Source organism: Vibrio sp. Isolate33, assembly GCF_022397895.1.
GTDB lineage: Bacteria > Pseudomonadota > Gammaproteobacteria > Enterobacterales > Vibrionaceae > Vibrio > Vibrio pomeroyi.
In genome coordinates, this window is the sequence record NZ_JAKEUP010000001.1 from 593827 (window position 1) to 615917 (window position 22091).

At 44.4% G+C, this 22091-nt stretch carries 18 protein-coding genes; 7 read left to right on the plus strand and 11 right to left on the minus strand.

What is annotated here, in order from left to right:
- Nucleotides 1-107 precede the first annotated feature (107 nt).
- The 3 genes from L1D37_RS02455 to L1D37_RS02465 form a co-directional block, all read right to left on the minus strand.
- The gene (locus L1D37_RS02455; RefSeq protein WP_239846746.1) at nt 108-626 is read right to left on the minus strand and encodes a hypothetical protein; all 519 of its coding nucleotides are present in this window, start codon (nt 624-626) and stop codon (nt 108-110) included.
- Between the two features lie 13 nt (nt 627-639).
- A complete protein-coding gene (locus L1D37_RS02460) occupies nt 640-2748 on the minus strand; it encodes an LruC domain-containing protein (protein WP_239846747.1) in 2109 nt (702 codons plus the stop codon).
- Nucleotides 2749-3303: 555 nt separating this feature from the next.
- Nucleotides 3304-3822: an NUDIX hydrolase gene (locus L1D37_RS02465; protein WP_123961973.1), complete on the minus strand. Its 519-nt coding sequence runs from the start codon at nt 3820-3822 to the stop codon at nt 3304-3306.
- 370 nt (nt 3823-4192) lie between these two features.
- On the opposite strand from L1D37_RS02465, the gene L1D37_RS02470 reads away from it, so the two are divergent.
- Together L1D37_RS02470 and L1D37_RS02475 are read left to right on the plus strand one after the other, a co-directional pair.
- On the plus strand, nt 4193-4447 hold the full coding sequence (locus L1D37_RS02470) for a DUF333 domain-containing protein (RefSeq protein WP_017105223.1): 255 nt from the start codon (nt 4193-4195) through the stop codon (nt 4445-4447).
- A 211-nt stretch (nt 4448-4658) separates the two neighbouring features.
- Entirely contained in the window at nt 4659-5336 is a 678-nt protein-coding gene (locus tag L1D37_RS02475) for a hypothetical protein (RefSeq protein ID WP_123961972.1), read from the plus strand.
- A gap of 4 nt (nt 5337-5340) precedes the next feature.
- Here the strand turns inward: L1D37_RS02475 and L1D37_RS02480 are convergent, their stop codons facing one another.
- Nucleotides 5341-6219 (minus strand): YdcF family protein, encoded by an 879-nt coding sequence (locus L1D37_RS02480; protein ID WP_239846748.1) that lies wholly within the window; start codon nt 6217-6219, stop codon nt 5341-5343.
- A 337-nt stretch (nt 6220-6556) separates the two neighbouring features.
- Here L1D37_RS02480 and L1D37_RS02485 point away from each other — a divergent pair, with 337 nt between their 5' ends.
- From L1D37_RS02485 to L1D37_RS02495, 3 genes are all read left to right on the plus strand, one after another.
- A complete protein-coding gene (locus L1D37_RS02485; protein WP_017631269.1) occupies nt 6557-7927 on the plus strand; it encodes an L-serine ammonia-lyase in 1371 nt (456 codons plus the stop codon).
- 415 nt (nt 7928-8342) lie between these two features.
- Nucleotides 8343-9821 (plus strand): peptide MFS transporter, encoded by a 1479-nt coding sequence (locus tag L1D37_RS02490; protein ID WP_128644377.1) that lies wholly within the window; start codon nt 8343-8345, stop codon nt 9819-9821.
- Nucleotides 9822-10023: 202 nt separating this feature from the next.
- Nucleotides 10024-10806, plus strand: coding sequence for a siderophore-interacting protein (locus tag L1D37_RS02495; protein ID WP_239846749.1), 783 nt, complete (start codon nt 10024-10026; stop codon nt 10804-10806).
- Nucleotides 10807-10954: 148 nt separating this feature from the next.
- On the opposite strand, the gene L1D37_RS02500 is transcribed toward L1D37_RS02495, so the two are convergent.
- The 7 genes from L1D37_RS02500 to L1D37_RS02530 form a co-directional block, all read right to left on the minus strand.
- Entirely contained in the window at nt 10955-11857 is a 903-nt protein-coding gene (locus tag L1D37_RS02500) for an EamA family transporter (protein WP_239846750.1), read from the minus strand.
- A gap of 135 nt (nt 11858-11992) precedes the next feature.
- Nucleotides 11993-12697, minus strand: coding sequence for a phosphonate utilization transcriptional regulator PhnR (gene phnR, locus L1D37_RS02505; RefSeq protein ID WP_239846751.1), 705 nt, complete (start codon nt 12695-12697; stop codon nt 11993-11995).
- A 67-nt stretch (nt 12698-12764) separates the two neighbouring features.
- Nucleotides 12765-14489 carry a putative 2-aminoethylphosphonate ABC transporter permease subunit gene (locus tag L1D37_RS02510; protein WP_239846752.1) on the minus strand — a complete coding sequence of 575 codons (1725 nt, stop codon included), beginning with the start codon at nt 14487-14489 and terminating at the stop codon, nt 12765-12767.
- A gap of 6 nt (nt 14490-14495) precedes the next feature.
- Complete coding sequence (locus L1D37_RS02515) at nt 14496-15605, minus strand: putative 2-aminoethylphosphonate ABC transporter ATP-binding protein (RefSeq protein ID WP_239846753.1); 1110 nt, start codon at nt 15603-15605, stop codon at nt 14496-14498.
- Between the two features lie 273 nt (nt 15606-15878).
- Nucleotides 15879-16532, minus strand: coding sequence for an HAD-IB family hydrolase (locus L1D37_RS02520; RefSeq protein WP_239846754.1), 654 nt, complete (start codon nt 16530-16532; stop codon nt 15879-15881).
- A 74-nt stretch (nt 16533-16606) separates the two neighbouring features.
- Complete coding sequence (locus tag L1D37_RS02525; RefSeq protein ID WP_239846755.1) at nt 16607-18025, minus strand: FAD-dependent oxidoreductase; 1419 nt, start codon at nt 18023-18025, stop codon at nt 16607-16609.
- 120 nt (nt 18026-18145) lie between these two features.
- Nucleotides 18146-19156, minus strand: a complete 1011-nt coding sequence (locus L1D37_RS02530) for a putative 2-aminoethylphosphonate ABC transporter substrate-binding protein (RefSeq protein ID WP_239846756.1) — start codon at nt 19154-19156, stop codon at nt 18146-18148.
- A gap of 327 nt (nt 19157-19483) precedes the next feature.
- Between L1D37_RS02530 and phnW the strand changes: the two genes are divergently transcribed.
- Both phnW and L1D37_RS02540 read left to right on the plus strand, forming a co-directional pair.
- On the plus strand, nt 19484-20587 hold the full coding sequence (gene phnW, locus L1D37_RS02535; RefSeq protein WP_239846757.1) for a 2-aminoethylphosphonate--pyruvate transaminase: 1104 nt from the start codon (nt 19484-19486) through the stop codon (nt 20585-20587).
- Nucleotides 20587-22008 (plus strand): aspartate aminotransferase family protein, encoded by a 1422-nt coding sequence (locus L1D37_RS02540; protein WP_239846758.1) that lies wholly within the window; start codon nt 20587-20589, stop codon nt 22006-22008. Before phnW ends, L1D37_RS02540 begins: the two co-directional genes overlap by 1 nt.
- Nucleotides 22009-22091: the final 83 nt, after the last annotated feature.

Sequence of the window (22091 nt, forward strand, 5' to 3'; positions counted from 1 at the left end):
AAAGTATCTTAAGTACACTAAATGGGGAGCTTTAAACCAAACTCAATACCACAACAACAAAAATCGGATATTGCTTCAGCCTTCAAGCCCCTAATTTCACTAGGCGGTTAGAGAATCACATCGACCTGTCCGTTTTCGACATCAATTGAGCGTTTCACTTCGCTACCCATTGCCGATGGGTACCATACTTCAACCCAAACTTTTTCAACATGATTAGGAAGAAGTAGTGTCGTAGAGAAGTCGATGTCCTCATTGATCGGTACTCTCAGCACTTGTGATGTGTAGTCAACAACATCACCATTGAACTGAGTATACAGGCTCATAAAACCTCGTGAGCTTTGCGAGCTTGCCACATCAACAGTCACTTTAACTTCTCTTTCAGTTGAGAAGTCAAAACCTTCTGGTACAACGAGCTCTACCGATTTAAGTGTTTGCTGTGCGGGTGCAACGCTTGATGTCACTGCGCTACTGCCTCCCGATGGAGTATTCCCTGAAGAAGACCCGCTACCCGGTGGGGTTACCGCACTTGGCGTTGAGGTGGTTGAACCGCCACCACCGCCTCCGCCACCACAAGCCGTAAGGAAGACAACAGTCACGCTACTTATCATTAGTTTAGTTAGTTTCATACATCCTCCTTAATTAATCTTCTGTAGACCAAGTTTTGTCAGAATTAGGGTTCTGGTACCAGGTAGGTTTTGAAGCCCCTCCTGAAGTCGCCCATTCTGCAAACTCAGGGTACGCTTCACTGATATCAATGTACTCTGCTGGATGGTTCCACGGAGATGAAATCAAGATCCCCCACGGCATATTTTGAGTAGTTCGGTAGTACTTATCGGTAGATGGGTCAGAGTCATCTTGTGCGATACCATAGAAATCACTCACTAACGTACCACGTGTCGTTGGAGGGAAATCTGCTGTGTGGATCTCTAAGTCTTTACCCGGAGAACCAGAGAAGCTAGAACCGTGATACAAACCCTCACCCGGACCAAAGATGAACGGGTCAAAACCACTCAATGGCATCAGTGAGCTCGCACTTGGTTGGTTCTCAGCATTAAAAGGTAGAGAAATACTGAACGTCATTTGATCAGACTCTAGAGAAGGACTACAAGACGGATTCGTACGGTGGAACATACACTCAACGTTAATCGGTAAATCATTTCGTAGGTTCAATGAAGCAACGACAACAAGATCTCCACCTGGTGACGCTACGTCTTTATCTTCCCCTGTAAACGGAGAGATATTAAAGCGAGTCACACCATTTCTTTGTACTCTCGCAGTTTGCAGATCGATATCTGATTCATCGAAGCCACTCAGTTTCCAACCTAAGCCGTTACCATAAGAGGCACCGTAAGCCATGATCGTACCTGTGATGTCCATTCGAAGCACAGCATCGTCTTTACTTAAAATAGTGGTGCGGTAATAAACCACAACATCATTTAAATCAAAGTCACCCACTTCTGGCCAGTTATCTTCAAAGGCTGCGGTGTAGTAATTGGAGTGCTGGATAGTTGTGCCAGGGTCGGTAACATTGAACACGTAATCTTCGACTTCCCCGTCACCCACATATCCATCGCTAGGAATATTAGGGCTGCTCGCTAAACGGAATCGAGTTTGTACAACACCAACCACCGCATCATCACCAACACGAATAGGAACGACTTGACTTCCGTTGACAACAGAATAGTTTTTCAGTACTTGCTCGTCATCATCGAAAGTCCCGTCCATATCCCAGTCGGCCCAAGCTTGTAGGTAACCACTACCCGCTACGTTGACATTGATTAAGCTGTCTAAACCAATCTCAAGGTTCGACAACAAGGTAATACCGTCATCATCATTCCCGCCAATATCTAAATCATCGCCGTTTGATGAAGCACCCGGTTGACCATCCGTATCAGCGTCAATACTCGCACCTAAATAAAGCGTGGATGAAATCGCATGCTCTGCACCGTTGCTTACTTGCAATGTTCCGTAGCTATCAGGTGCATCACCAAAATCAGATTCGTCTGAGCTTTCAATCGGTGTGGTGAAGCCCGATAAGTCCCAGTTACCATCAAATGCTGAGAAAATTGGATTGGGGAAAGAACTGCCGCTAGTCGTAACGGTTTCGAACTGAAGTGTCACGATAGAGGTGTTTTTAAACGTGAATTTCACCGCGCCCGAAGTATCTGTCTCGTCAAAGTTGGTTCCGGGGCCACTGAACAGAACAGATGTGCCATCGGCGCTCTCTTCTGCTGTCAAACTTGCACCAGCTGAACCAGTTTGATAACTGAAGAAGCCTTCGCTTTTGAATACCCTGACTTGTTCAGACTGCACAGGCTCTCCATCAATGTCATAACCAATCATGTCAAATTCAGGAAGTGTATAGGGTTCAGAAAAGGTACCCGACAAACCATCGGTTCCATCATAAAACTCGAATGTATAGATGAGGCCAGCCGCCCCTGCGGAATTTGTTTGATAAAGAAACCCGATGTCTCCATCTGGTTGCCCTGCACCCACTTTGTAGTCGGGGGTATGGAACAAGAACGTAGCATCACCGAACACTCGACTACTCACTTTAGCGTCCACCGTTTTTCCGTTGTGTGTACCGACGTTTAAAAAGTGAATGACAGCGCCATCGTAAGAAGGCCCTGCCCATGTATCCATGTTGGTTGATTCAATATGGTTTGAAAAGTCTAAGTCTACGGTAGTCGCGTAGATGGGAGCACTGACTACCGCTGTAATAAGGGAAATAACCTGCTTGTATTTCATAGTAAACCTCTACTTCATCTTCGCGTGAGCGAATTCCTTGATAAGTATGTGAACTCTGAACGACGGTTAAATAATGGTTTCCATTTTTCCCAAGCGATTAATCTGGCCCAAGTCGTGGAATGTTATTCTTATGCCGATAAAGCGAGCTGCTTTCTACAATGAAGCAAGAGGGAAGCCAAGTTTGTAACTCTTCAAAATTAAATATAACACCATGAATAAATTGATTTATTTCATAAACCTTAAATTTATAAAAATTTAAACTTGAGGATTATTCAAAATAGGAATCAATTTGATGGAATATTTGTCAACTTGAAGATCAATCAGTTACTGAGGTGATTGACCACAGAAAGCAACACAAACAATGATCGATATGAGCATTATTACTAAGGAGAACATAATCACTAGCAAGTGGGATGAGATGAATTTGGAAAGGCTATTGTGGCAACTAAGATTATGTAACCCTAGAAATAAAAAGCCGCCTAAAAGTATTCCACTTTAGGCGGCTTCTGCTGATCTATTTAATACAACCGATGATACTGAAAGATAGTACAGCGATTAAAGCATCTCTTTGGCTATGAGATGAAGTAAGAAGGTTTCACGCTCAATACTCATGCCCTTTTTAGGACTTTCAGCCATCGTTTTTTCATTATGAGCGATCGCTTCATGGATGTTCATCCACACCGGCTTCATTCCATTTTTGACTTCGTAATCTTCGTAAGCCGTTTCACCAAGCTCACGGTCGATCTTGCATGAGTAGCAGTAAGAGATCATGTGCATCATATCTGCGTTGTCTTTATACCAAGGACGAAATTCTTCAAAGATACCGAATGGCTTGATGCTGTGAATGTTCTTCGCACCCGTCTCTTCTTCCAGTTCACGAACCATGCCTGCAATAACGTCTTCACCTTCATCCAAACCGCCACCAGGAATGGTGTAGTCGTGATAACGCTCTGTATAAAGCATCAGAATGTCTTCGCCATCTAACACAATCGCACGGGCTGCGTTGCGCTTATATACTGTTTTATTGTCTAGATGGTCGATATCAGGGTGAATAGTGGTTTTTAGGTGTCTCATGATTGTGACTGCTCTACTGAATTTGGCGGCATCATATCATAATCATCAATAGATTCGAGGTGCACAATCGCCTTCAAGAACGCTTTCCTACTTAGCCTCCCTGCTGTTAACGCATCGCCACCGAGTCACAGTAAACCTCAAACGAGCGCGCGTCACACAAGGAAGCTCCACTTATAGCTTGGCTCTAGTTAGCTTGATCTAGCACTCAAAATTCGGCGAAATCCAACGAAATATCAACCTATTTCAATATCTTGACCAAATTAGGACAACCTTTTCTGAAATCTAAAATATACTCATTTCATAGAGCTTCTAATTGGGTTCTGTAGAACTTAACGCATTTATTTATAGAGTTATCACGTAGGAGATAAACATGAAGAAAATTGGTTTGATGGCTGTATTTGCCGTTGTGTTAGGCGGTTGTGCAAACGACTATGCAGAATATAGCGAAGGCCAACGTGTTTCAGTCGCTAACCCAGCCGCGGTTTATTGTGTTCAACAGGACGGTGAATTAGATACGGTGACTGAAAACAATCAACGTACCACTTACTGTGTATTCGATGACGGCGAGCGCATTGAACAGTGGGAGTACTACCGCAATAACCACGAGCAAGAAGCAGAAAAGTAATCACTTAGACTGCGAGTTTCTAACCACACCGTAGTAAGACCCCACCTCAAAATTCTATTAAGTTACGTAAACTGCCTGCCTTAAGGCAGCGGTTTACCGTATACACACACCAATTGAACAGTGTTTTATTTCTGACATTTCCATGACATTGTAGAGACACTCGAAACGATAGAATGCCAGCCTGTTACAAAATATTACAAGCCGTATTGATATGAAAAGCCAATCTAAAACCAAAGAACAAACTCATATGTCACTTGAGCTCCCAGAGTTCACGCTGTCGCAATCAACTTCTCAAGTTATCTACAAACGATGTCAGACAGCGTTAGTCGTATTGGCGATCAGTATTGTCGCGAACCTTGCACTTCGAATTGACTTTGTATTGTTGAATGGCAATGTGGGTGAGATCTCAGTGACTGAGATGCTCCAGCAATTACTGCTTGTCGTGACTTCTGGTTCTTTTATTTATCTCGCAAGAGAGAGAAGCGAAGTTAAACATGCTGCCCTTCTAATCAGTGCCTTCTTTGCTGTGATGTTTATCCGTGAGATGGACTTTTGGTTTGACAAAATTGTACATGGCGCATGGGTTGTACCTGCACTTTTAGTTGCTGGTAGCGCGATTTTTTATGCTGTAAAGAACGGTAAGCGCACGATTGATCAACTGGCGCTGATCCTAGCATCTCCGCACATGAACCTTTTGGTTACCGGTGTCATGCTGCTCTTGGTATTTTCTCGCCTGTTTGGCATGGGCAGTTTTTGGCACAATGTTATGGGTGATGATTACGTTCGCGTGGTTAAAAATATCGCCGAAGAAGGTACCGAGCTACTGGCCTATTGTTTAATCGCTTTTGCCAGCCTAAAGACGGTTCTTGGTATCACGAGAAAGAAATAACTGCTTATCGCCACCAGCGATGTGTGTGATCCGATTCTGGATCTAAATATCGATTCAATAAAGTCAGGTTAGTGTCTAGTAGTGCTAGATATTCCCTGACTTTTTTAATGTCAGTATCCACTGGAGTCTGTTGAATACAACGCTCCAAAACCGGAAGCAGGCTTTCCACGATACCAAAAAGAGATGAATGCCCTACCAATTCTTTTGATTTAACCAACGCTTCAACGGAGAGTCTTTGTGGCTCTTCCCTAACGATATCTAAATCTCGTTGAAACGCCCCAGCGCTAACGCCTTCAAGATAAACTCTGTAGGTCGTTAGTACATCCATCAACAAAAACAGTTGGCCTTGAGTCGTTTGGTGTGGGTATGGCACCGGAATATGAGATTCCAACTTGCGATCTATCTGTAGTTCTACACCCAGCGCTGAACACTTTTCAATAAGCACCTTAAGTAAGCCTTGCTCGTCCATCAACGCTTGAATCTCAAAGATACGTTGCAAGTGATAATCGTTAGAAACAAACGTTACTTTCACACTCTGCCTGCGAGTAAACAGCCCGCTCTCAAGCATTTCTGAAGCCAAATTCTGAATGTTCTCTACCGTATTTGTCGAAAATTGCTCTAGTAAGATTGCACCCAAGTTAAATGGATGTTCACGCTGAGCTTCAAGTTCTCGAAAATACTGGTGCATTGCATCCGCTTCAGAGAGAGTTTGCCCCTTTGTTACCCCGCCACAAAATGCAACGGCCGTTTGCTGATTCGACTCTTCAACCAAAAGTTCCGCCAGATACCCAACTAAAGCATCAACTCGACTGATTCCTTCATCAGTCAATTTATTCTCATTAAGTCGCTTACCCAGCACAATAAGGAGGTGATTAATGCTCATTTTATGTTCAAGTCTCGTTTTGGTGATTAGATAGAGTGAATTATGTATACAATATCCAGTAACAAAAGTATTTTTAAATTCTCTTAGGTTGCTCGCAATAATGCTCACTATTGATGACAACACCTAAAGCAATGCAGGAATAGACGTGGCGCTTTGAAGCAAAAATAACACGCTCTTGCATTTCATTGTTCTGAGCTTGCTAACACAAGTTTCAATATAAAGAGACGTTTCAAGCACAGAACAAGCTCGACTAAAAATGTTTCATGAACAGTGAAACGAACAAAATACAAATTTTACACAGAGTTCGTACATCGAACCGTCTTCACAGGAAGTTACTATGCTGTCTATTTTTGACATTTACAAAATCGGGGTCGGGCCTTCCAGCTCCCATACCAACGGACCAATGATCGCTGGGTTCAACTTTACCCAAAAGATTGAATCTGTACTTGGTCAAGTTACCCGTATTCAAATTGACTTATACGGCTCATTGTCACTAACAGGCATTGGTCACCACACCGACCGTGCAACCCTGTTAGGCCTACTTGGCAACCGCCCTGATACGATCAAAATAACCAGCGCTAATGCGGCCATGCGTAAAGCAATTGAAGATAAATCTTTAATGGTGAGTGGCAACCATGAAATTCATTTCGATGTAGAGAGCGACCTACTCTTCCACAAAACCAATCTACCCCTTCATGAAAACGGCATGACTATCTCTGCCTTTGATGAAAGTGGCAGCCTTCTGGACATGGAAACCTACTACTCGATTGGTGGTGGTTTTATCGCAACTGCTGATGAACTTCAGAATGGCAAGCAAGAGTCAGAAACACAAGTTGAATTCCCCTTCTCTTCTGCCGATCAATTGCTTGAACTGTCCGACCAAAATGGACTGAGCCTTGGTGGTTTAGTCCTACGCAACGAAGTGTCATTCCAAGGCATGGATGTGATCGACCAGAAAGCTGACCAAATTTGGAAGGTGATGTCTCTGTGTATGCAACGTGGCTTCGACACCGAAGGTATCCTTGATGGTGGCCTAGAAGTCACACGCCGAGCGCCTGCACTTTTGAAGAAGCTCGAAGCGAATGCCTCTATTGAAAATGATCCAATGGAGATCATGGATTGGATTAACCTGTTTGCCTTTGCAGTAAGCGAAGAGAATGCAGCGGGTGGCCAAGTTGTGACATCACCGACCAACGGTGCTGCTGGTGTTATTCCTGCAGTATTAATGTACTACCATCGTTTCATCAAAGAACTGGATACTAAACAACTGAAAGACTTCTTAGCGGTGTCTGGTGCTATCGGCATCCTGTACAAAACCAATGCTTCTATTTCTGGCGCTGAAGTGGGTTGTCAGGGTGAGGTTGGCGTTTCTTCCTCAATGGCAGCTGCTGGCTTAACCGCCCTACGCGGCGGCAGTAACGAGCAGATCTGCATTGCGGCTGAGATTGCAATGGAGCACTCTCTGGGCATGACATGTGACCCAATCGGCGGGCTAGTACAGGTACCGTGTATTGAACGTAATGCTATGGGTGCGATGAAAGCCATCAATGCATCACGTATGGCGTTGAAGCGCACCAGCAAGTGTCTTATCTCGTTAGACAAGGTTATTGAAACCATGTACCAAACAGGTAAAGACATGAACAAGAAGTACCGTGAAACGTCTTTAGGCGGCTTGGCGGTGATTCACATGGCACCACCGTGTGAATAACAGACAAAAAGACTAGTACAGAGAGCCCCTTTAGAGACGGCATTCTTGTAAACTTAGTTTTCAATATCAAAACAAAGCCAGCCGCCAAGCTGGCTTTTTTATTGACGAGAACTCAGCCGCCAATTGAAAGTGATATTCACTTAAAAATATTTACCGAATGAATCTCGCTAACTTTCTCTTTAATAGTTCATTACTTAGCCACAAATGAAGGCGGCTAATTTTTACACAGCCACGCATCCACTAGCAAAATCTAACATTGCAAATTTCATTCATGAGAAATATGAATGCACTCATAAGAAAAGATATATCGAGCAAAGTCCGGTTTGGGATACATGTTTCAGTTTATGTATTACTGGCAATGGTATTATAATTGGGTAATTACACTACATATTAATACTAATGTGAGAATAAAATAATGTGGAATAGATTAAACAAATCAATGATGTTCTGCCAAATGATGTTTGGACTTTCGTTCTATGGCGTCATGGTGATCTTGACTCGTTTCTTCCTTGAAGACCTGAACTACAATGAAGCTGACACCATGATGGTCGTTGGTGCTTTCTCTGCAATCGGACCACTGTTTGCTATCGCAGGTGGCTTCATCGCCGACAAATTTTTAGGTGCTTACCGTTCTTTAACCATTGCCTTTTTAGGCTTCGCAAGTGGTTATGTTTTACTGGTACTCGGTGCAGCAGCAACCAATGTGCCAATGGCATTATGTGGTATCGCTTTAGCAAGTTATGCACGTGGTTTGATGTCTCCTTCTTACCCAAGTCTTTACAAACGCACGTTCAAAACTCAAGAAGATTTTGAAAACTGCTACCCTATCAACTACTCAGTAAACAACATTGGTGCACTACTAGGCCAATACTTGTTCCCAATGCTCGTGCTTGTTGTTGGTTTCCACGGCGGTTTCCTTCTTTCAGCTGTTCTAGCGGGCGCTGCGCTTCTAATGATGATCTTTGTTCGCAAGGGCCTTGTTGAAGCAAGTGCAGAGATCGATCAACAACCAGTAAGCACTAAAAACTGGGCAGCGTTCCTTGGTCTTTCTGCCGCTATGATTGGCTTGGTATTCTTCATGTTCTCTAACATGGATATTGGCCAAAACATCGTATATGCAATTGGCGGTGCAGCAATCGTCTACTTTGTTTCTTTGATGTTGAAATCGAAGAAATCAGACATGCTCAAGATGGGCACTATCTTAATCATCACATTCCTTACCACCTGTTTCTTCGTGTACTACGGTCAAATGATGACATCAATGACTATGGTAGCGATCAACACAATGCGTGGTGACCTATTTGGCTTCATCCCTGTCGCTCCAGAAGCTTCAATGGCAATGAACCCACTATGGTGTATGGTTGCAGGCCCTATCATTGCAGGCATCTTCTCTAACCTAGAAAAGAAAAACATTAACTTCTCTACCGCAACCAAAGTAGGTTTCTCATTCATTCTAACGGCTATCGCTTTCGGTATCCTGACAATGGCCGTGACCACAGTGGGTGACGACGTTCTGATTCGTCCTGAAGTATTCCTAGCAATCCACTTCTTCCTAGCATTTGGTGAAGTAATTGTTGGCTCTATGGTTGTGGCGTTCATTCTGTCTGTTGCACCTAAGCACATCGAGAACTTCTCAGTGAGCTTGTTCTCTGTAGCAATCGCCCTATCAGGCATTGTTGGTGCAGTATTCTCAACGTCAATTGCACTAGAGAAAGGTCAAGAGATCACACAAGAGATCGTGCAAACGGTTTACGGCGATTACTTCCAAATGCTGACTGTTCTAGCAGTCGTGATGGTAGGTATTGCGATGGCAGCATCATTCATTATTCGTAAGATGCTAGAAGCTGCAAAAGCCGCTGATGAAACGATTGAACTAGAGCAAGCTAACAGCTAATTACTCTCACGTTCAACCGCGCCAACACATCAAGCCCTTTAGTTCTCTAAAGGGCTTTTTTGTCGATGAGTTTTACCAACATAGATCGATGAATTCTGGTTAGATTGCACTTATGTAAATTACAGTAAATGATAATTATTAGTATTGAGTGTTTTCTGGTTCAGGATTATGATGTCGGAATCAAAATCTAAGAGAGCCTTATATGAGCAAGCCTAGCCCTATCACATTAACCGTTACTCAAACCTCAACCATTACTCCAAACATGCAGCGTATAACGCTGAGCGGTGAGGGATTAAGTAAATACCCAACAGAATGTGCCGGCGGCTACATCAAGCTTTTATTCTCGCCACTAGGCACCAGTGATTTGAGCCAATTGAATGAAGGTGAGCGTCCAACCATGCGCACCTACACCATTCGTCAGTACAACCCAATAGAGCAATTCATCGAAGTCGATTTCGTTCGCCACATCACTAAAGATTTGCAATGTGGCTTTGCTGCAAGATGGGCAATGAGCGCACAAGTGGGTGATACTATTTCAGTGGCTGGCCCAGGTTTAATTCAAGGACTGAACCTTGAGTCAGATTGGTTCTTCTTAGTCGCAGACATGACTTCACTCCCTGCGCTTTCTGCAAAGGTAAAAACACTTCCAGAGCACGCGACAGGCCACGCTGTGGTTCAAATCAATTCAGCAGCAGACAAGCAAGCTCTTGAAGCACCTGAAGGCATCAAAATCACTTGGTTGATTGAAGATAAAACTGAAGAAACACTATCGCAAACCGTTCGCAACATAGAATGGTTAGACGGTCAGGTTTCAGTATGGACAGCGTGTGAATTTGAAAGCATGCGCGAGCTGAGACAGTACTTCCGTAACGAAAAAGAAGTCGCAAAAGAGAACATCTACATCAGTAGCTACTGGAAACGTGGCGTCACTGAAGATGGTCATAAAGTTCTGAAACAACAAGATGCTCAAACTTTAGCGAGCTAAAGAGCCTTGCGACACAAGTACTTAAGCTAAAAGCATCAAAGACAAATAGAAACGCCCTTAACGAAATTCGTATCGCTAAGGGCGTTTTAGTTTCTCAGATAAATCTCATTGAAGGTATCTCAAAGTAATCTAGTCTAATAGGCGTGTTTTAAGTCAGTGAGATAACTAAACCGGCAATGATGAAAACAACGCCTATACCGCGAGTCATGTGCCACTTTTCCTTTAAAAAGTAGATCCCCATCACGACACCGAAGATAATGCTTACTTGCCTAAGTGCCACAACCAAGCTGACGTTCTCTGTCATGGTCATTGCAAATAACACTAAGCCATAAGTCGATGCCATCATAATGCCTGCCACTGTAGCTTTCTTACGTAGTCTCCACGCGTTGGTAAACTCGACTCTTTGATTACTCAGCAACAACCAAATACTCAGAGGAATCACGATCGCCCAAAATTGAATGCCTAGGTAGAAAATCGCCGTGTGTTTATTAGTAATGGTAGGCGTGCTTAACGGCTCCAATAATAGAAGCGCTTCTTTATCAATAATGGAGTAGCCCGTGGTGCCAATAGCAGCGATGAGTGCCCACAACACGCCAAGGTTTAGGTAAGCCTTCAGCCTCAGCTCAGAGAACTGTTTCAGTGGAACAAACAAACAGCCTAACGTGATCAATGCAAAGCCAATCCATTGATTCAATGACAACTCATAGCCAATCAATACGGTTCCCAAACCAACCATTAACACAGGCAGCGCTCGTGCCATTGGGTAGATAACACCAATATCAGCCTGTTTATAGGCGATGCCTAAGCCGATTAAATAGATGATTTGGCAAATGCCACTCAAGAAGAGCAACTGCCAGAATGGAATCGTGATGTTTGCAAAGCCGACACTGTAGACATACCAAATCAAATAGGGAGTAAGAATCGCGGCAGCGGCAAAGCCTGACGCTAAGAAGAAAGATGAGCCAGAGCCTTGATTTGATTTACCTAAGACATTCCAACCCGCATGCAGCAGAGCCGAAATAATCACGATGATGATGGCAGAGAATTCCATTTCATTCCTAACTTATTGACTAATAAAAGCAATCGCTGAAAACAGGGGATAAAAAAGGCCTCCAGATAAGAGACCTTTGATCATTCCAGTTGGGCAAATCCCTAAAGTGAGATGTGCCAGCGTTCTAACGTACGACTAACGATCTAGCTGCGCTATCGACTCGATGCTGATCGCGTCATGACGCCAATACTCAATATCGCAGTCAATCAAATCGCCGTTCTGATTGTAGTTAACACGCTCGACAACCATTGCAGGAGAACCAGAAGTCGCACGCAATGCTTGCGCGGTTTCTCCCAACAGAGACGTTGTGCTTACACGATAACGGATCTTCTGATACACCACACCAAAGTGCTCGCGGTAGATGTCCGTCAGAGATTTAGACAGGTCATAATCGAGCAAGTTAGGAAACAACTCTGGTCGAATATAGTTCGTCACATACACAACCGGTCTGTCTTCAAGGTAGCGAACTCTGTCGACTCGATAAACGTCTGAGAACGGTTGTAACTCAAGAAGCTTAGTCGCCTCCTTGGTTGCCAACATCCCTTTCGCTGCCACTAACTCTGTTTTCGGCTTACGATTCTGCGTCAGAGCCATATTAGTGAAGTTCAGTGTTTGTGTTGGGTCGTAGCGAAGTGGCGCTGGTGAGATAAACCAACCACGGCGATCTTCTCGGTAAATACGCCCTTCCGCTTCGAGCGAAGATAACGCTTCACGTAACGTAACGCGTGTTGTATCAAACGATTCAGCTAACTTACGTTCTGCAGGCAGCTTTTGTCGTGGCGTTAACATCCCCGACTCTATCTGCTCTACGATGACATCTTTGATTTTTACGTACTGCACTTAATTTCCTTTCATTCTTGTTCTTGTCGTCAGCCACTCCTTGGCCAACTGCAATATAAATGGTTCGCTAGCGCTTGCGCCAAGCTTGGGTGCGCTTCTCGAATAACTTATTGATTAACATATGAATCAACTTCGCACTCGCCGCAGAGATCATGATCATTACCGCCATGGCTGCTGCTGCACCGGTTTGCCCCGCATCGTCCATATTCAGTACTGAAACTGACGCAGGTATCGTATCAGTAGAATACAAGAATACTACCGCAGATGTCGTGGTAAGTGCATTAATAAACAGGTATGTCGCAATATCTAAAATCGCAGGCAGACAAACAGGTACCGTCACCTTAAAGAACAACTTATACTGCGGTAAGTTAACTGAGGCAGCCGTAGCTTCAATTTCCGAAGGTAGCTGCTTCAGCGCAGTTAGTGCCGTCATGTGCCCTACTGTGTAGTAGTGAACCACGGTATTGATAACCAAGAACGCCATCGTGCCATACAAGAAGTTGAGAGGGTTACTTAAGTCATTGAAGTAGAATATATAACCCAAACCCAACACCATCCCCGGAACCGCCATAGGCACAACACTGAGCATCTGCATCGCCTGACGAACAGGACCGAATGCTCTGCCCTTCTCAATGCAGTACGCACCTAAGAAAATCAACACGGTACCGATAATGGCAGTCCATGCGCCAAGCGTTAGAGAGTTGAAGAACGGAGTCCAACCATAGGTACTCATCTCTGCGAAATTATAGTTGTTCAGCGTAAGCGCTTTGTTCCAAGGCCAGAAGGTCACCATAGAACCGTATATCGCCATTCCTAACACGATAACGACAGCAGCCGAGATGATAGTGCAGTAAAGGAAACACAAGCCATCACGCATGGTATTTGGTTCTGGTTGGTACGCGACAGAACGAGTATCGAACAAACTCTTCTGTTTCTTCTGCACCCAACGATCAACTGTAAACGCAAGTAGCGCAGGCAATAGCAACAAGATACTGGTCACCGCACCCATCGAGAAGTTTTGTTGACCAACCACTTGTTTAAAGATGTCCGTCGATAGAACGTTGTAGCTGCCGCCAATAACCTTGGGTACACCAAAGTCACACACTACCAGCGTAAACACCACGATCAGAGTGCTGATTAAGCCATATTTTGCTGCAGGCAAGGTCACCATGAAGAAGGTTTTAAGCGATGAAGTATTTAGAGCGCGGGCTGCCTCATAAAGACGGGCATCGGACGTTCTCAGTGAAGTGGTTAGAATCATCAAGGCATGCGGAAAAGTCCAAAATATCAAGCCGAGTGAAATACCAATCAAGCCGTATACCGAGTTTCCACCCAGGACTTCTTTGGCGATACCTTGATTACCAAATAGGAAGATCAAACTGATTGCTGGAAGCAACGACGGCGCAAGAATCGGCGCAGAACCTAGTACCTGAAATAGTCCCTTAAAAGGCATGCATGAACGAGTCAAAGCATAGGCATAACCAAACGCTAAAACACCAACCACAGTCGTTACCAACAAGCCCAACGTAAATGTGTTACCAACGGATTGCCACAGGCTTTGAGAAGCGAAATACGTCGCGAAATTCTGTAAACCGACAAATTCGCCATCTGCGTTTTGAACACTCTTTTTCAACATTGCCCACAGTGGCATCAGAATAAATAGTGTCATGACTACAGACAAAAATGCCAACAGCCCAAATAGGATAACGTTGTCTTTACTCAACCGAGCAAGAAAAGGTTGTACTCGTCGTTGAAATAGCAGCTTAGATTGCATCATTTGAGTCGATTCCATGATTGATTACGCCGCCTCGTCTTTCATCACTTGCAAGCTTTTCGATGAGTAAGCTCTCAGGCCTTCTTGATCGAATGCCACGTAACGAATATCACTGCGGCGCAGCTTCAATCGATTGAACTCTTTAACAGGCACATCAACGATGATCTCTTTCGCGGTTGAGTCGTGTTGCAACTCGCACTCCACGCGATAGAAAGCTCCTAGAAATTCGCTTGATACGATTCGAACAGGTAAGGATTCATTAAAACGATCAACAAACTGGATTTGCTCTGGACGAACCGCGATATCAAACACATCACCCTGCTTTGGCGTCAGGTTGTCTAACCCAGGCAATGGCAGCATAGACTCAGCTATACGCATTTTGCCTTGAGCTGCTACAGACGCTTGAATGAAGTTCATACTGCCCACAAACTCAGCTACAAAACGGCTTACCGGTTTTTGGTAGATCTCTTGCGGAGCGCCGACTTGCTCGATAACTCCATGATTCATTACCACAATGCGGTCTGCCATGGTCAAAGCTTCATCTTGGTCGTGCGTCACCATAATAGTGGTGATGCCCAGCTTGCGTTGCAGTTGGCAGATCTCATCGCGCAGGTGTGTTCTTACCTTCGCATCCAATGCAGACAGCGGTTCATCAAGGAGTAGCAAGCCAGGAGACAAAGCCAAAGCACGAGCCAAAGCCACACGCTGCTGCTGTCCACCAGACAGTTGATTTGGGAATTTCTGACCCGACGTTGGCAAGCCTATGGTTTCTAACCAAGATTCCACCGTTTCAAGGGCTTCTTTGGTCGACATACCTTGATTTTTAAGGCCAATCGCAATGTTTTCTTCAACCGTAAGATTCGGGAACAAAGCGTAAGACTGGAACACGATGCCAAAGTCGCGCTTTTCTGGCGGCAAGAAGGTCGTGTCATTACCGTTTTGCTCGATAGAGCCAGAAGTTGGTAAATCTAAACCTGCAATCGCACGTAATAAGGTGGTTTTTCCACAACCAGACGGGCCAAGGAAACAGACGAACTCGCCTTTTTCGATCGATAAGGAGATGTCTTTTAGCGCTGTAAATTGGCCAAATTGCTTTACAACGTTTTCAATATTCAAATAAGTTTGGTTGCTCATACTACAGCACTCTTTAAATGGTATATACCAAATTTAAACTTTGAATATTTCAGTTGAGTGACAAATTTATAGAAGCTAAGTGACAGTTATATTGCAGAAATAAAATTCATTCTAGTGGAGGAGAATGCAAGTTAAACAAGCTCTAACATTCAATAACTTACAGAAAACCGATGGCTTCAGAAAAATATTTGGCGGTGAAAGCCAATGTACTTTTCACCGCCAAATATCAATGCTTGCTTATTGTTATACCTATTGTTTCTACCAATACTGAGATCAGTAGATCGCATATCGTGGAGCGGAATCCGAACGAGCCGTTAAACGTTCGTGTGGGTTAGCTAAATGAGGGCGATCAGCCAATTCATATTGAGGCAAGTCGTTGATTGACTCACCACTGTTTTGACGTTGATGAGACGAAGTACTGTGCTGCTCTAGCCACTCTTTCAAACCAACACTCTTGCCGTATGGATGATTTGGAAGCCCTAGAATTTTGGCAGTGTGTTGAGCCGATTCTTCCGTCAATTCGATGCCGACAACATTCGGAATATTAAGCCTTTTCGCTACGCACGCAGGAATGAATGAGACAATCGCAGAAATGATCACCATCGGCTGCCCTTGTGTTTTGGAAGACCAACTCCCCTGCATCACTTGAGGAAAGATTTTGCTCAGTACTTTGCTATCAATACACTCTTCTAATAAAGCACACACCTCTTGATGTGTCTTATTTGCTAGAGAGCGTGTAGCAAATTCAAGGTAAGTACCTTCATTAAGAATACCTTGAACATACAGCGTCATAAGTCGGCGTTCTTCGTTCAGAAAGCTAGGTTCATTCGCTAAGCCTTTCTCAACCAAAAACTCATTCCAAATCATGGCGCTGTTTCCGTCCATGAGTGTTTCATCTAGATCAAATACATACAGCGGGGTCGTCATATCAATTCTCACTTCAAATCAAATTTAACTTCCAACTCAGACTTAGCGGGCGAGAAAAAATCTAAACGACAGATTTACTCTACCTTGTCGGCTTTACCTGCCGCACCAGCTAGCTTCGCCAATTGCTTATCCAGCCACAATGGTGTGTTACCAGAATCTTCCGCGTTCTCTTTTCTTCGTACCGCATCGCGAACCATCATTGCCCCTACCCAACGGAATGGCTCTGGCGGGAAATGGCCAAGCGGTCCTTTGGTTAGTCCACAACACGTCCAAGCATTATCGGTTCCGAGTACCATGGACGACAAGATCTTTCCGCCCATACGAGTTTGAGCAACACCATTACCTGAGTAACCGAGCCCATAATAGATGTTGTTTTGGCCTTTTAGATTACCGAAAAATGGCAATCCTGTTACCGATCGATCTGAACCACCCGACCAGTTGTAATCGAATTCACTTTGTTCCAGTTTAGGGAACAGTTTTTGGAAGGATTGGTTGAGAATCGGCAGATAATGAGTGGCTTGGTTAAACATGCTTTCAACTTGATTGGCAAACGAGAACTTATTGCCACCTTTACCAAGCATGAGTCGTCCGTCTTGGGTGTCTCGGTAGTAGTGGACAAAGATGCGTGAGTCCACCACCGCAGCTCCTTTCTCTGGACCAAACTGTTTAAGTTTTTCTGGAATTGGTTTGGTTACCACCATATCTGACGAAACAACCACAATACTGCGTTTGAACTCTTTAAAGTGATCAAGCATCCATGCGTTGAGTGCCAAAATCACTTTGTCGGCAAATACAGAACCGCCCTTGGTTTGGATTCGAGCCGGAGAGCCATAATCGAGCGAAGTCATCTCTGTGTTTTCGTGAATTTCGATACCTAGTTCAATAGCAACTCGACGCAAACCTCTAGCCAATAACGCTGGCTGCACACTACCCGCAGCCTCTGAGTAATAACCTTCAATATGACGATCTGACCCAGCTTTATCGGGTAATGACTGATCGCACTTCTTCCAACTATTTATGCCTTGCTTGACCAACTCATTCACAACAGGTTCCATTCCACCTTTTTGCGCTTCATTGGTCGCCGTGTAATAAGTGCCGCTGCGATACAGATGCGCGTCAATGTTGTGTTCGTTACAGAAAGCTTTGATCTCGTAAATGACCTTTTCCGATTCTTTAACCAGCCATTTTGCTTGTTCTTTTCCGTAGAGCTTCTTCAACGTTGGATACTTAGTCGACCACGTCAACATGCAGCCACCGTTCGCGCCAGAAGCTCCGCTGCCACACAAGCCTTTTTCAATCACAACAACATGCTTTTGAGGTTGCTGCTGTTTGATTAAAATCGCCGTCCATAATCCTGTGTAACCGCCACCAACAATAGCGATGTCGCAGTTAACGTCTTTTTGCAGTGGCTTCGCGGATTCTAGACCTGCACCTATACTGCCAAATTCCTGTTCTAGTGCTTGCTTGAACCAATATGAGTAATGTTTTGTCATTTGTCGTACCTTACTTAAAACCTAAAGGCGTAAAACTAAAAAAGGAAGACCGAAGCCTTCCTTTACTGATTTCTAACTTCTAATGAACTCAATAGTTAATTAACTGACTAGCTCGATAGATTAAGATTTTGGCTCTGATTTAGCGTCAAACTTCTCCGACCATGTTTTCAATACGTCTGCACGCTCGCTGCCCATGCGTGCAAAGTCCATTTTTGCCATGTTCTTTTCGACGTTAGGGAAGTTTTCTATTGTTGCCGTCACATCTTTGTGGCCAACAACTGGGTACATTTCGATGTAAAGCTCGTTTGCTGCTTTAGAGATAGACCAATCGACAACGCGTTGCGCTGCATCAGACGGCTTCACAAGACCTACCGCTTCAGATTCCCAACCGATACCTTCAGGCGTAATCACAGAAAGTGGTGCACCTTGAGTTTTTAGCTTAGCGCCACGGCTCGCCATAGAAATACCGATAGCGACTTCACCCATACCCGCTTGAACACATGGCTTAGAACCAGAGTGCGTGTAGTGAGCGATGTTTTGATCTAGCTTCTGCATGTAGTTCCAACCTTGGTCTTCACCCATGTTTTGTAGCCACGCCGACACTTGCATGTAACCCGTACCAGAAGACGCTGGATTTGGCATTGCAATATGACCCTTGTAGATAGGCTTAGTTAGGTCATCCCAAGATTTAGGTGCAGGTAGGTTAAGTTGTTTCGCTACCGCTTCGTTGAAACAAACCGCATTGAAGAATGCATCGTTGCCATACCAAGCTTGAGTCGATTGCGGATCATTGAGGTTTGAACGCAGCGCTTCTACACCTTGAGGAGTGTAAGGCTTAAGAATGCCCTCTTCTTTAAGTAAAGCCATTGAAGAACCTGCAAGGCCCCACACGACCTCTGCACGAGGGTTGTTTTTCTCAGCCAATAATTTTGCCGTCATGATTCCTGTTGAATCACGAACCCATTTGATGTTGATGTCTGGGTTTTCACTTTCAAATGCGTTTTTGTATTTCGCTAAAATGTCAGTTTCAAAAGCTGTGTAAACCGTCACTTCCTGTGCTGCATAAGCATTACCAGCTAATAGAGTAACTAATGCTGCAAGTGATCCTTTCATAAAACGGTTTTTCATCATTTTCTCCAGTCAGGCCCGATGCCAAGGTTAGAAGTTAGAAGCTCCATCTAGAGGCTTCTATATCCATAAATTCATTTAGATTGTTAGCACACACCCTACACATTGGTATGTACCAGATTTCGAGTATTAAGCTAACTGGCTTTTATGACGATTAAATGAACAAAAAATGGCAGTTTAAAGATCGGAAAATTTATCAAGACAAGTGGCCAATTTTAATATGAAGCTTTTGTGAAAATGATGTTTGGGCTATTTACGACCGTTTAAATTGGTTGTTAAAGTAACTGTAAATATTGGTATAGTCCAAAATGAACATCACGAGAATTGAACATGAGAAACGAATACTTACTACTGACACCGGGTCCTCTATCTACTTCTGAAACCGTTCGCCAAGCGATGCTAAAAGACTGGTGTACTTGGGATGATGAATACAACAAAGACATTGTTGAAGTAATTCGTAGCAAGCTAGTGACTTTGGCGACTAAGCAAGCGGGATATACAAGTGTCTTAATGCAAGGTAGCGGCACAGCTTCAGTTGAAGCTACGATTGGCAGTGTTATCTCTAACAGCGGTAAGCTTCTGGTTGTTGATAACGGTGCGTACGGCGCTCGTATAGCTCAAATCGCAGACTATTTAAACATTCCATGCCATGTCGTTTCCCCTGGTGAAACATCACAGCCTGACTTGAACGAAATGGAAACGGCATTGGCCATGGATTCAGACATTACTCACGTTGCGATTGTGCACTGTGAAACCACGACTGGCATGCTGAATCCAATTGAAGACATTGCCAAATTGGCAAAGCAGCGCAACAAAACCGTCATTCTTGATGCGATGTCGAGCTTTGGCGGTATCCCGATGGATATTGCTGACTTAGGCATCGACTACATGATCAGCTCAGCGAATAAATGTATCCAAGGCGTACCGGGGTTCGGCTTTGTTATCGCCAAGCAATCGGAACTGGAAAAGTGCAAAGGCCAAGCTCGCTCATTAAGCCTTGACCTGTTTGACCAATGGCACTGCATGGAAAGCAACCACGGTAAATGGCGCTTCACATCTCCAACCCACACAGTACGTGCTTTCTACCAAGCCCTGCTTGAACTGGAACAAGAAGGCGGCATCGAAGCTCGTCACAATCGCTACCAAACCAATCAAACCACATTGGTTGCAGGTATGCGCTCTCTTGGTTTTGAGCCTCTGTTAAATGATGACCTTCATTCACCTATTATCACCTCTTTCTATTCTCACACTCATAGCGATTACCAATTCAAGGAATTCTATGACCGTTTGAAAGAGCAAGGGTTTGTGATTTATCCGGGCAAGGTTTCAAACGCAGACTGCTTCCGTATCGGTAACATCGGTGAGGTTTACCCTTCTGACATTGAAGCCCTCATTGGCGCAGTGAAAAACGCTATGTACTGGGACATCAAATAATGACCACGACCAATCAAGAGCCAACTCTAAAAGCGACGCACTTTCGAAGCGAAGGCGATGTGAACACCACGCCAGCGCGTGAGAAATGGAACGAGTCGTTAAACGATGATGCAACTCAAGCGATGTTAAAACGTGACTCTGACGTATTTCTTCATCAAGCGATGTCAACGCCTTGCCTAGACACACTTGAAGCCGCAGAAGGTATTTACATTCAAGATGCAACAGGCAAGAAGTACATGGACTTTCACGGTAACAATGTTCATCAGCTGGGTTATGGTCACCCACACATCATTAATAAAGTGACTCGACAAATGGCGTCATTGCCGTTTTCACCGCGTCGCTTTACCAATGAAACAGCCGTTCAGTGCGCAGAAAAGCTAACACAGATCTGCGGTGGTGATTTGAATCGCGTGTTGTTTGCTCCAGGTGGAACTTCAGTTATTGGTATGGCACTCAAACTGGCTCGACATGTAACCAACAACTTCAAGGTCGTTTCTTTGTGGGATTCATTCCACGGTGCGTCATTGGACGCTATCTCTGTCGGCGGGGAAGCTTGTTTCCGCGAAGGCATGGGACCATTAATGGCTGGCGTAGAACGTATTCCACCAGCGGTCTCCTATCGTGGTGCTTTCCCGCTTAACGGGGATAGCGGAGTCAATGCGAATGAAACTGCATGCGATGTTCACTATGCCGACTATTTAGAGTATGTCATTGAAAAAGAAGGCGGCATCGGTGCCTTCATTGCCGAAGCGGTTCGTAACACAGACGTTCAAGTGCCAAGTAAGGCTTACTGGAAGCGCATCCGTGAGATCTGTGACAAACACAACGTCATGTTGATCATTGATGATATCCCAAATGGCATGGGTCGTGGCGGCGAATGGTTTACTCACCAAGCGTTTGATATCGAACCTGACATCTTATGTATCGGTAAAGGCTTTGGTGGCGGCTTGGTTCCAATTGCCGCCATGGTCACCAAAGACAAATACAACACGGCAGCGCAAGTTTCACTGGGTCATTACACCCATGAGAAAAGCCCTATCGGCTGCGCGGCAGCACTGGCCACCATGGAAGTAATTGAGCAAGAAAGCCTACTTGAAAAAGTGCAAGCGGACAGCGTATTCGTTCGTGAACAACTGCTGCAAATGAAAGAGAAATACCCAGTTATTGGTGACGTTCGCGGCATCGGCCTGCTTTGGGGCGTTGAGTTGGTCACCGACCATATCACCAAAACCCGAGCGTTCGATGAAGCAGAAGCCGTACTTTACCAATGTCTGAACGATGGCCTTAGCTTCAAGGTGTCACAAGGTAACGTGATTCAATTAAGCCCGCCATTGATCATCAGTCGCAGCGAATTAGAACTTGCTCTGTCTGTATTCGAAAAAGCGATAGCCAAAGTCTGCAAAGATTTTGAATACCTTTAATTCATTCTCTAATTCAACATCTAAACCAATAACCTAAAACAATCATTTACTCTCCCAGAACTTTGGATTGGGAGTGACACAAA

Excerpts from the sequence above, each read along its gene's own strand:
- L1D37_RS02455 (WP_239846746.1), bottom strand. The coding sequence starts at position 626 with ATGAAACTAACTAAACTAATGATAAGTAGCGTGACTGTTGTCTTCCTT.
- L1D37_RS02460 (WP_239846747.1), bottom strand. The coding sequence starts at position 2,748 with ATGAAATACAAGCAGGTTATTTCCCTTATTACAGCGGTAGTCAGTGCT.
- L1D37_RS02465 (WP_123961973.1), bottom strand. The coding sequence starts at position 3,822 with ATGAGACACCTAAAAACCACTATTCACCCTGATATCGACCATCTAGAC.
- L1D37_RS02470 (WP_017105223.1), top strand. The coding sequence starts at position 4,193 with ATGAAGAAAATTGGTTTGATGGCTGTATTTGCCGTTGTGTTAGGCGGT.
- L1D37_RS02475 (WP_123961972.1), top strand. The coding sequence starts at position 4,659 with ATGAAAAGCCAATCTAAAACCAAAGAACAAACTCATATGTCACTTGAG.
- L1D37_RS02480 (WP_239846748.1), bottom strand. The coding sequence starts at position 6,219 with ATGAGCATTAATCACCTCCTTATTGTGCTGGGTAAGCGACTTAATGAG.
- L1D37_RS02485 (WP_017631269.1), top strand. The coding sequence starts at position 6,557 with ATGCTGTCTATTTTTGACATTTACAAAATCGGGGTCGGGCCTTCCAGC.
- L1D37_RS02490 (WP_128644377.1), top strand. The coding sequence starts at position 8,343 with ATGTGGAATAGATTAAACAAATCAATGATGTTCTGCCAAATGATGTTT.
- L1D37_RS02495 (WP_239846749.1), top strand. The coding sequence starts at position 10,024 with ATGAGCAAGCCTAGCCCTATCACATTAACCGTTACTCAAACCTCAACC.
- L1D37_RS02500 (WP_239846750.1), bottom strand. The coding sequence starts at position 11,857 with ATGGAATTCTCTGCCATCATCATCGTGATTATTTCGGCTCTGCTGCAT.
- L1D37_RS02510 (WP_239846752.1), bottom strand. The coding sequence starts at position 14,489 with ATGGAATCGACTCAAATGATGCAATCTAAGCTGCTATTTCAACGACGA.
- L1D37_RS02515 (WP_239846753.1), bottom strand. The coding sequence starts at position 15,605 with ATGAGCAACCAAACTTATTTGAATATTGAAAACGTTGTAAAGCAATTT.
- L1D37_RS02520 (WP_239846754.1), bottom strand. The coding sequence starts at position 16,532 with ATGACGACCCCGCTGTATGTATTTGATCTAGATGAAACACTCATGGAC.
- L1D37_RS02525 (WP_239846755.1), bottom strand. The coding sequence starts at position 18,025 with ATGACAAAACATTACTCATATTGGTTCAAGCAAGCACTAGAACAGGAA.
- L1D37_RS02530 (WP_239846756.1), bottom strand. The coding sequence starts at position 19,156 with ATGATGAAAAACCGTTTTATGAAAGGATCACTTGCAGCATTAGTTACT.
- phnW (WP_239846757.1), top strand. The coding sequence starts at position 19,484 with ATGAGAAACGAATACTTACTACTGACACCGGGTCCTCTATCTACTTCT.
- L1D37_RS02540 (WP_239846758.1), top strand. The coding sequence starts at position 20,587 with ATGACCACGACCAATCAAGAGCCAACTCTAAAAGCGACGCACTTTCGA.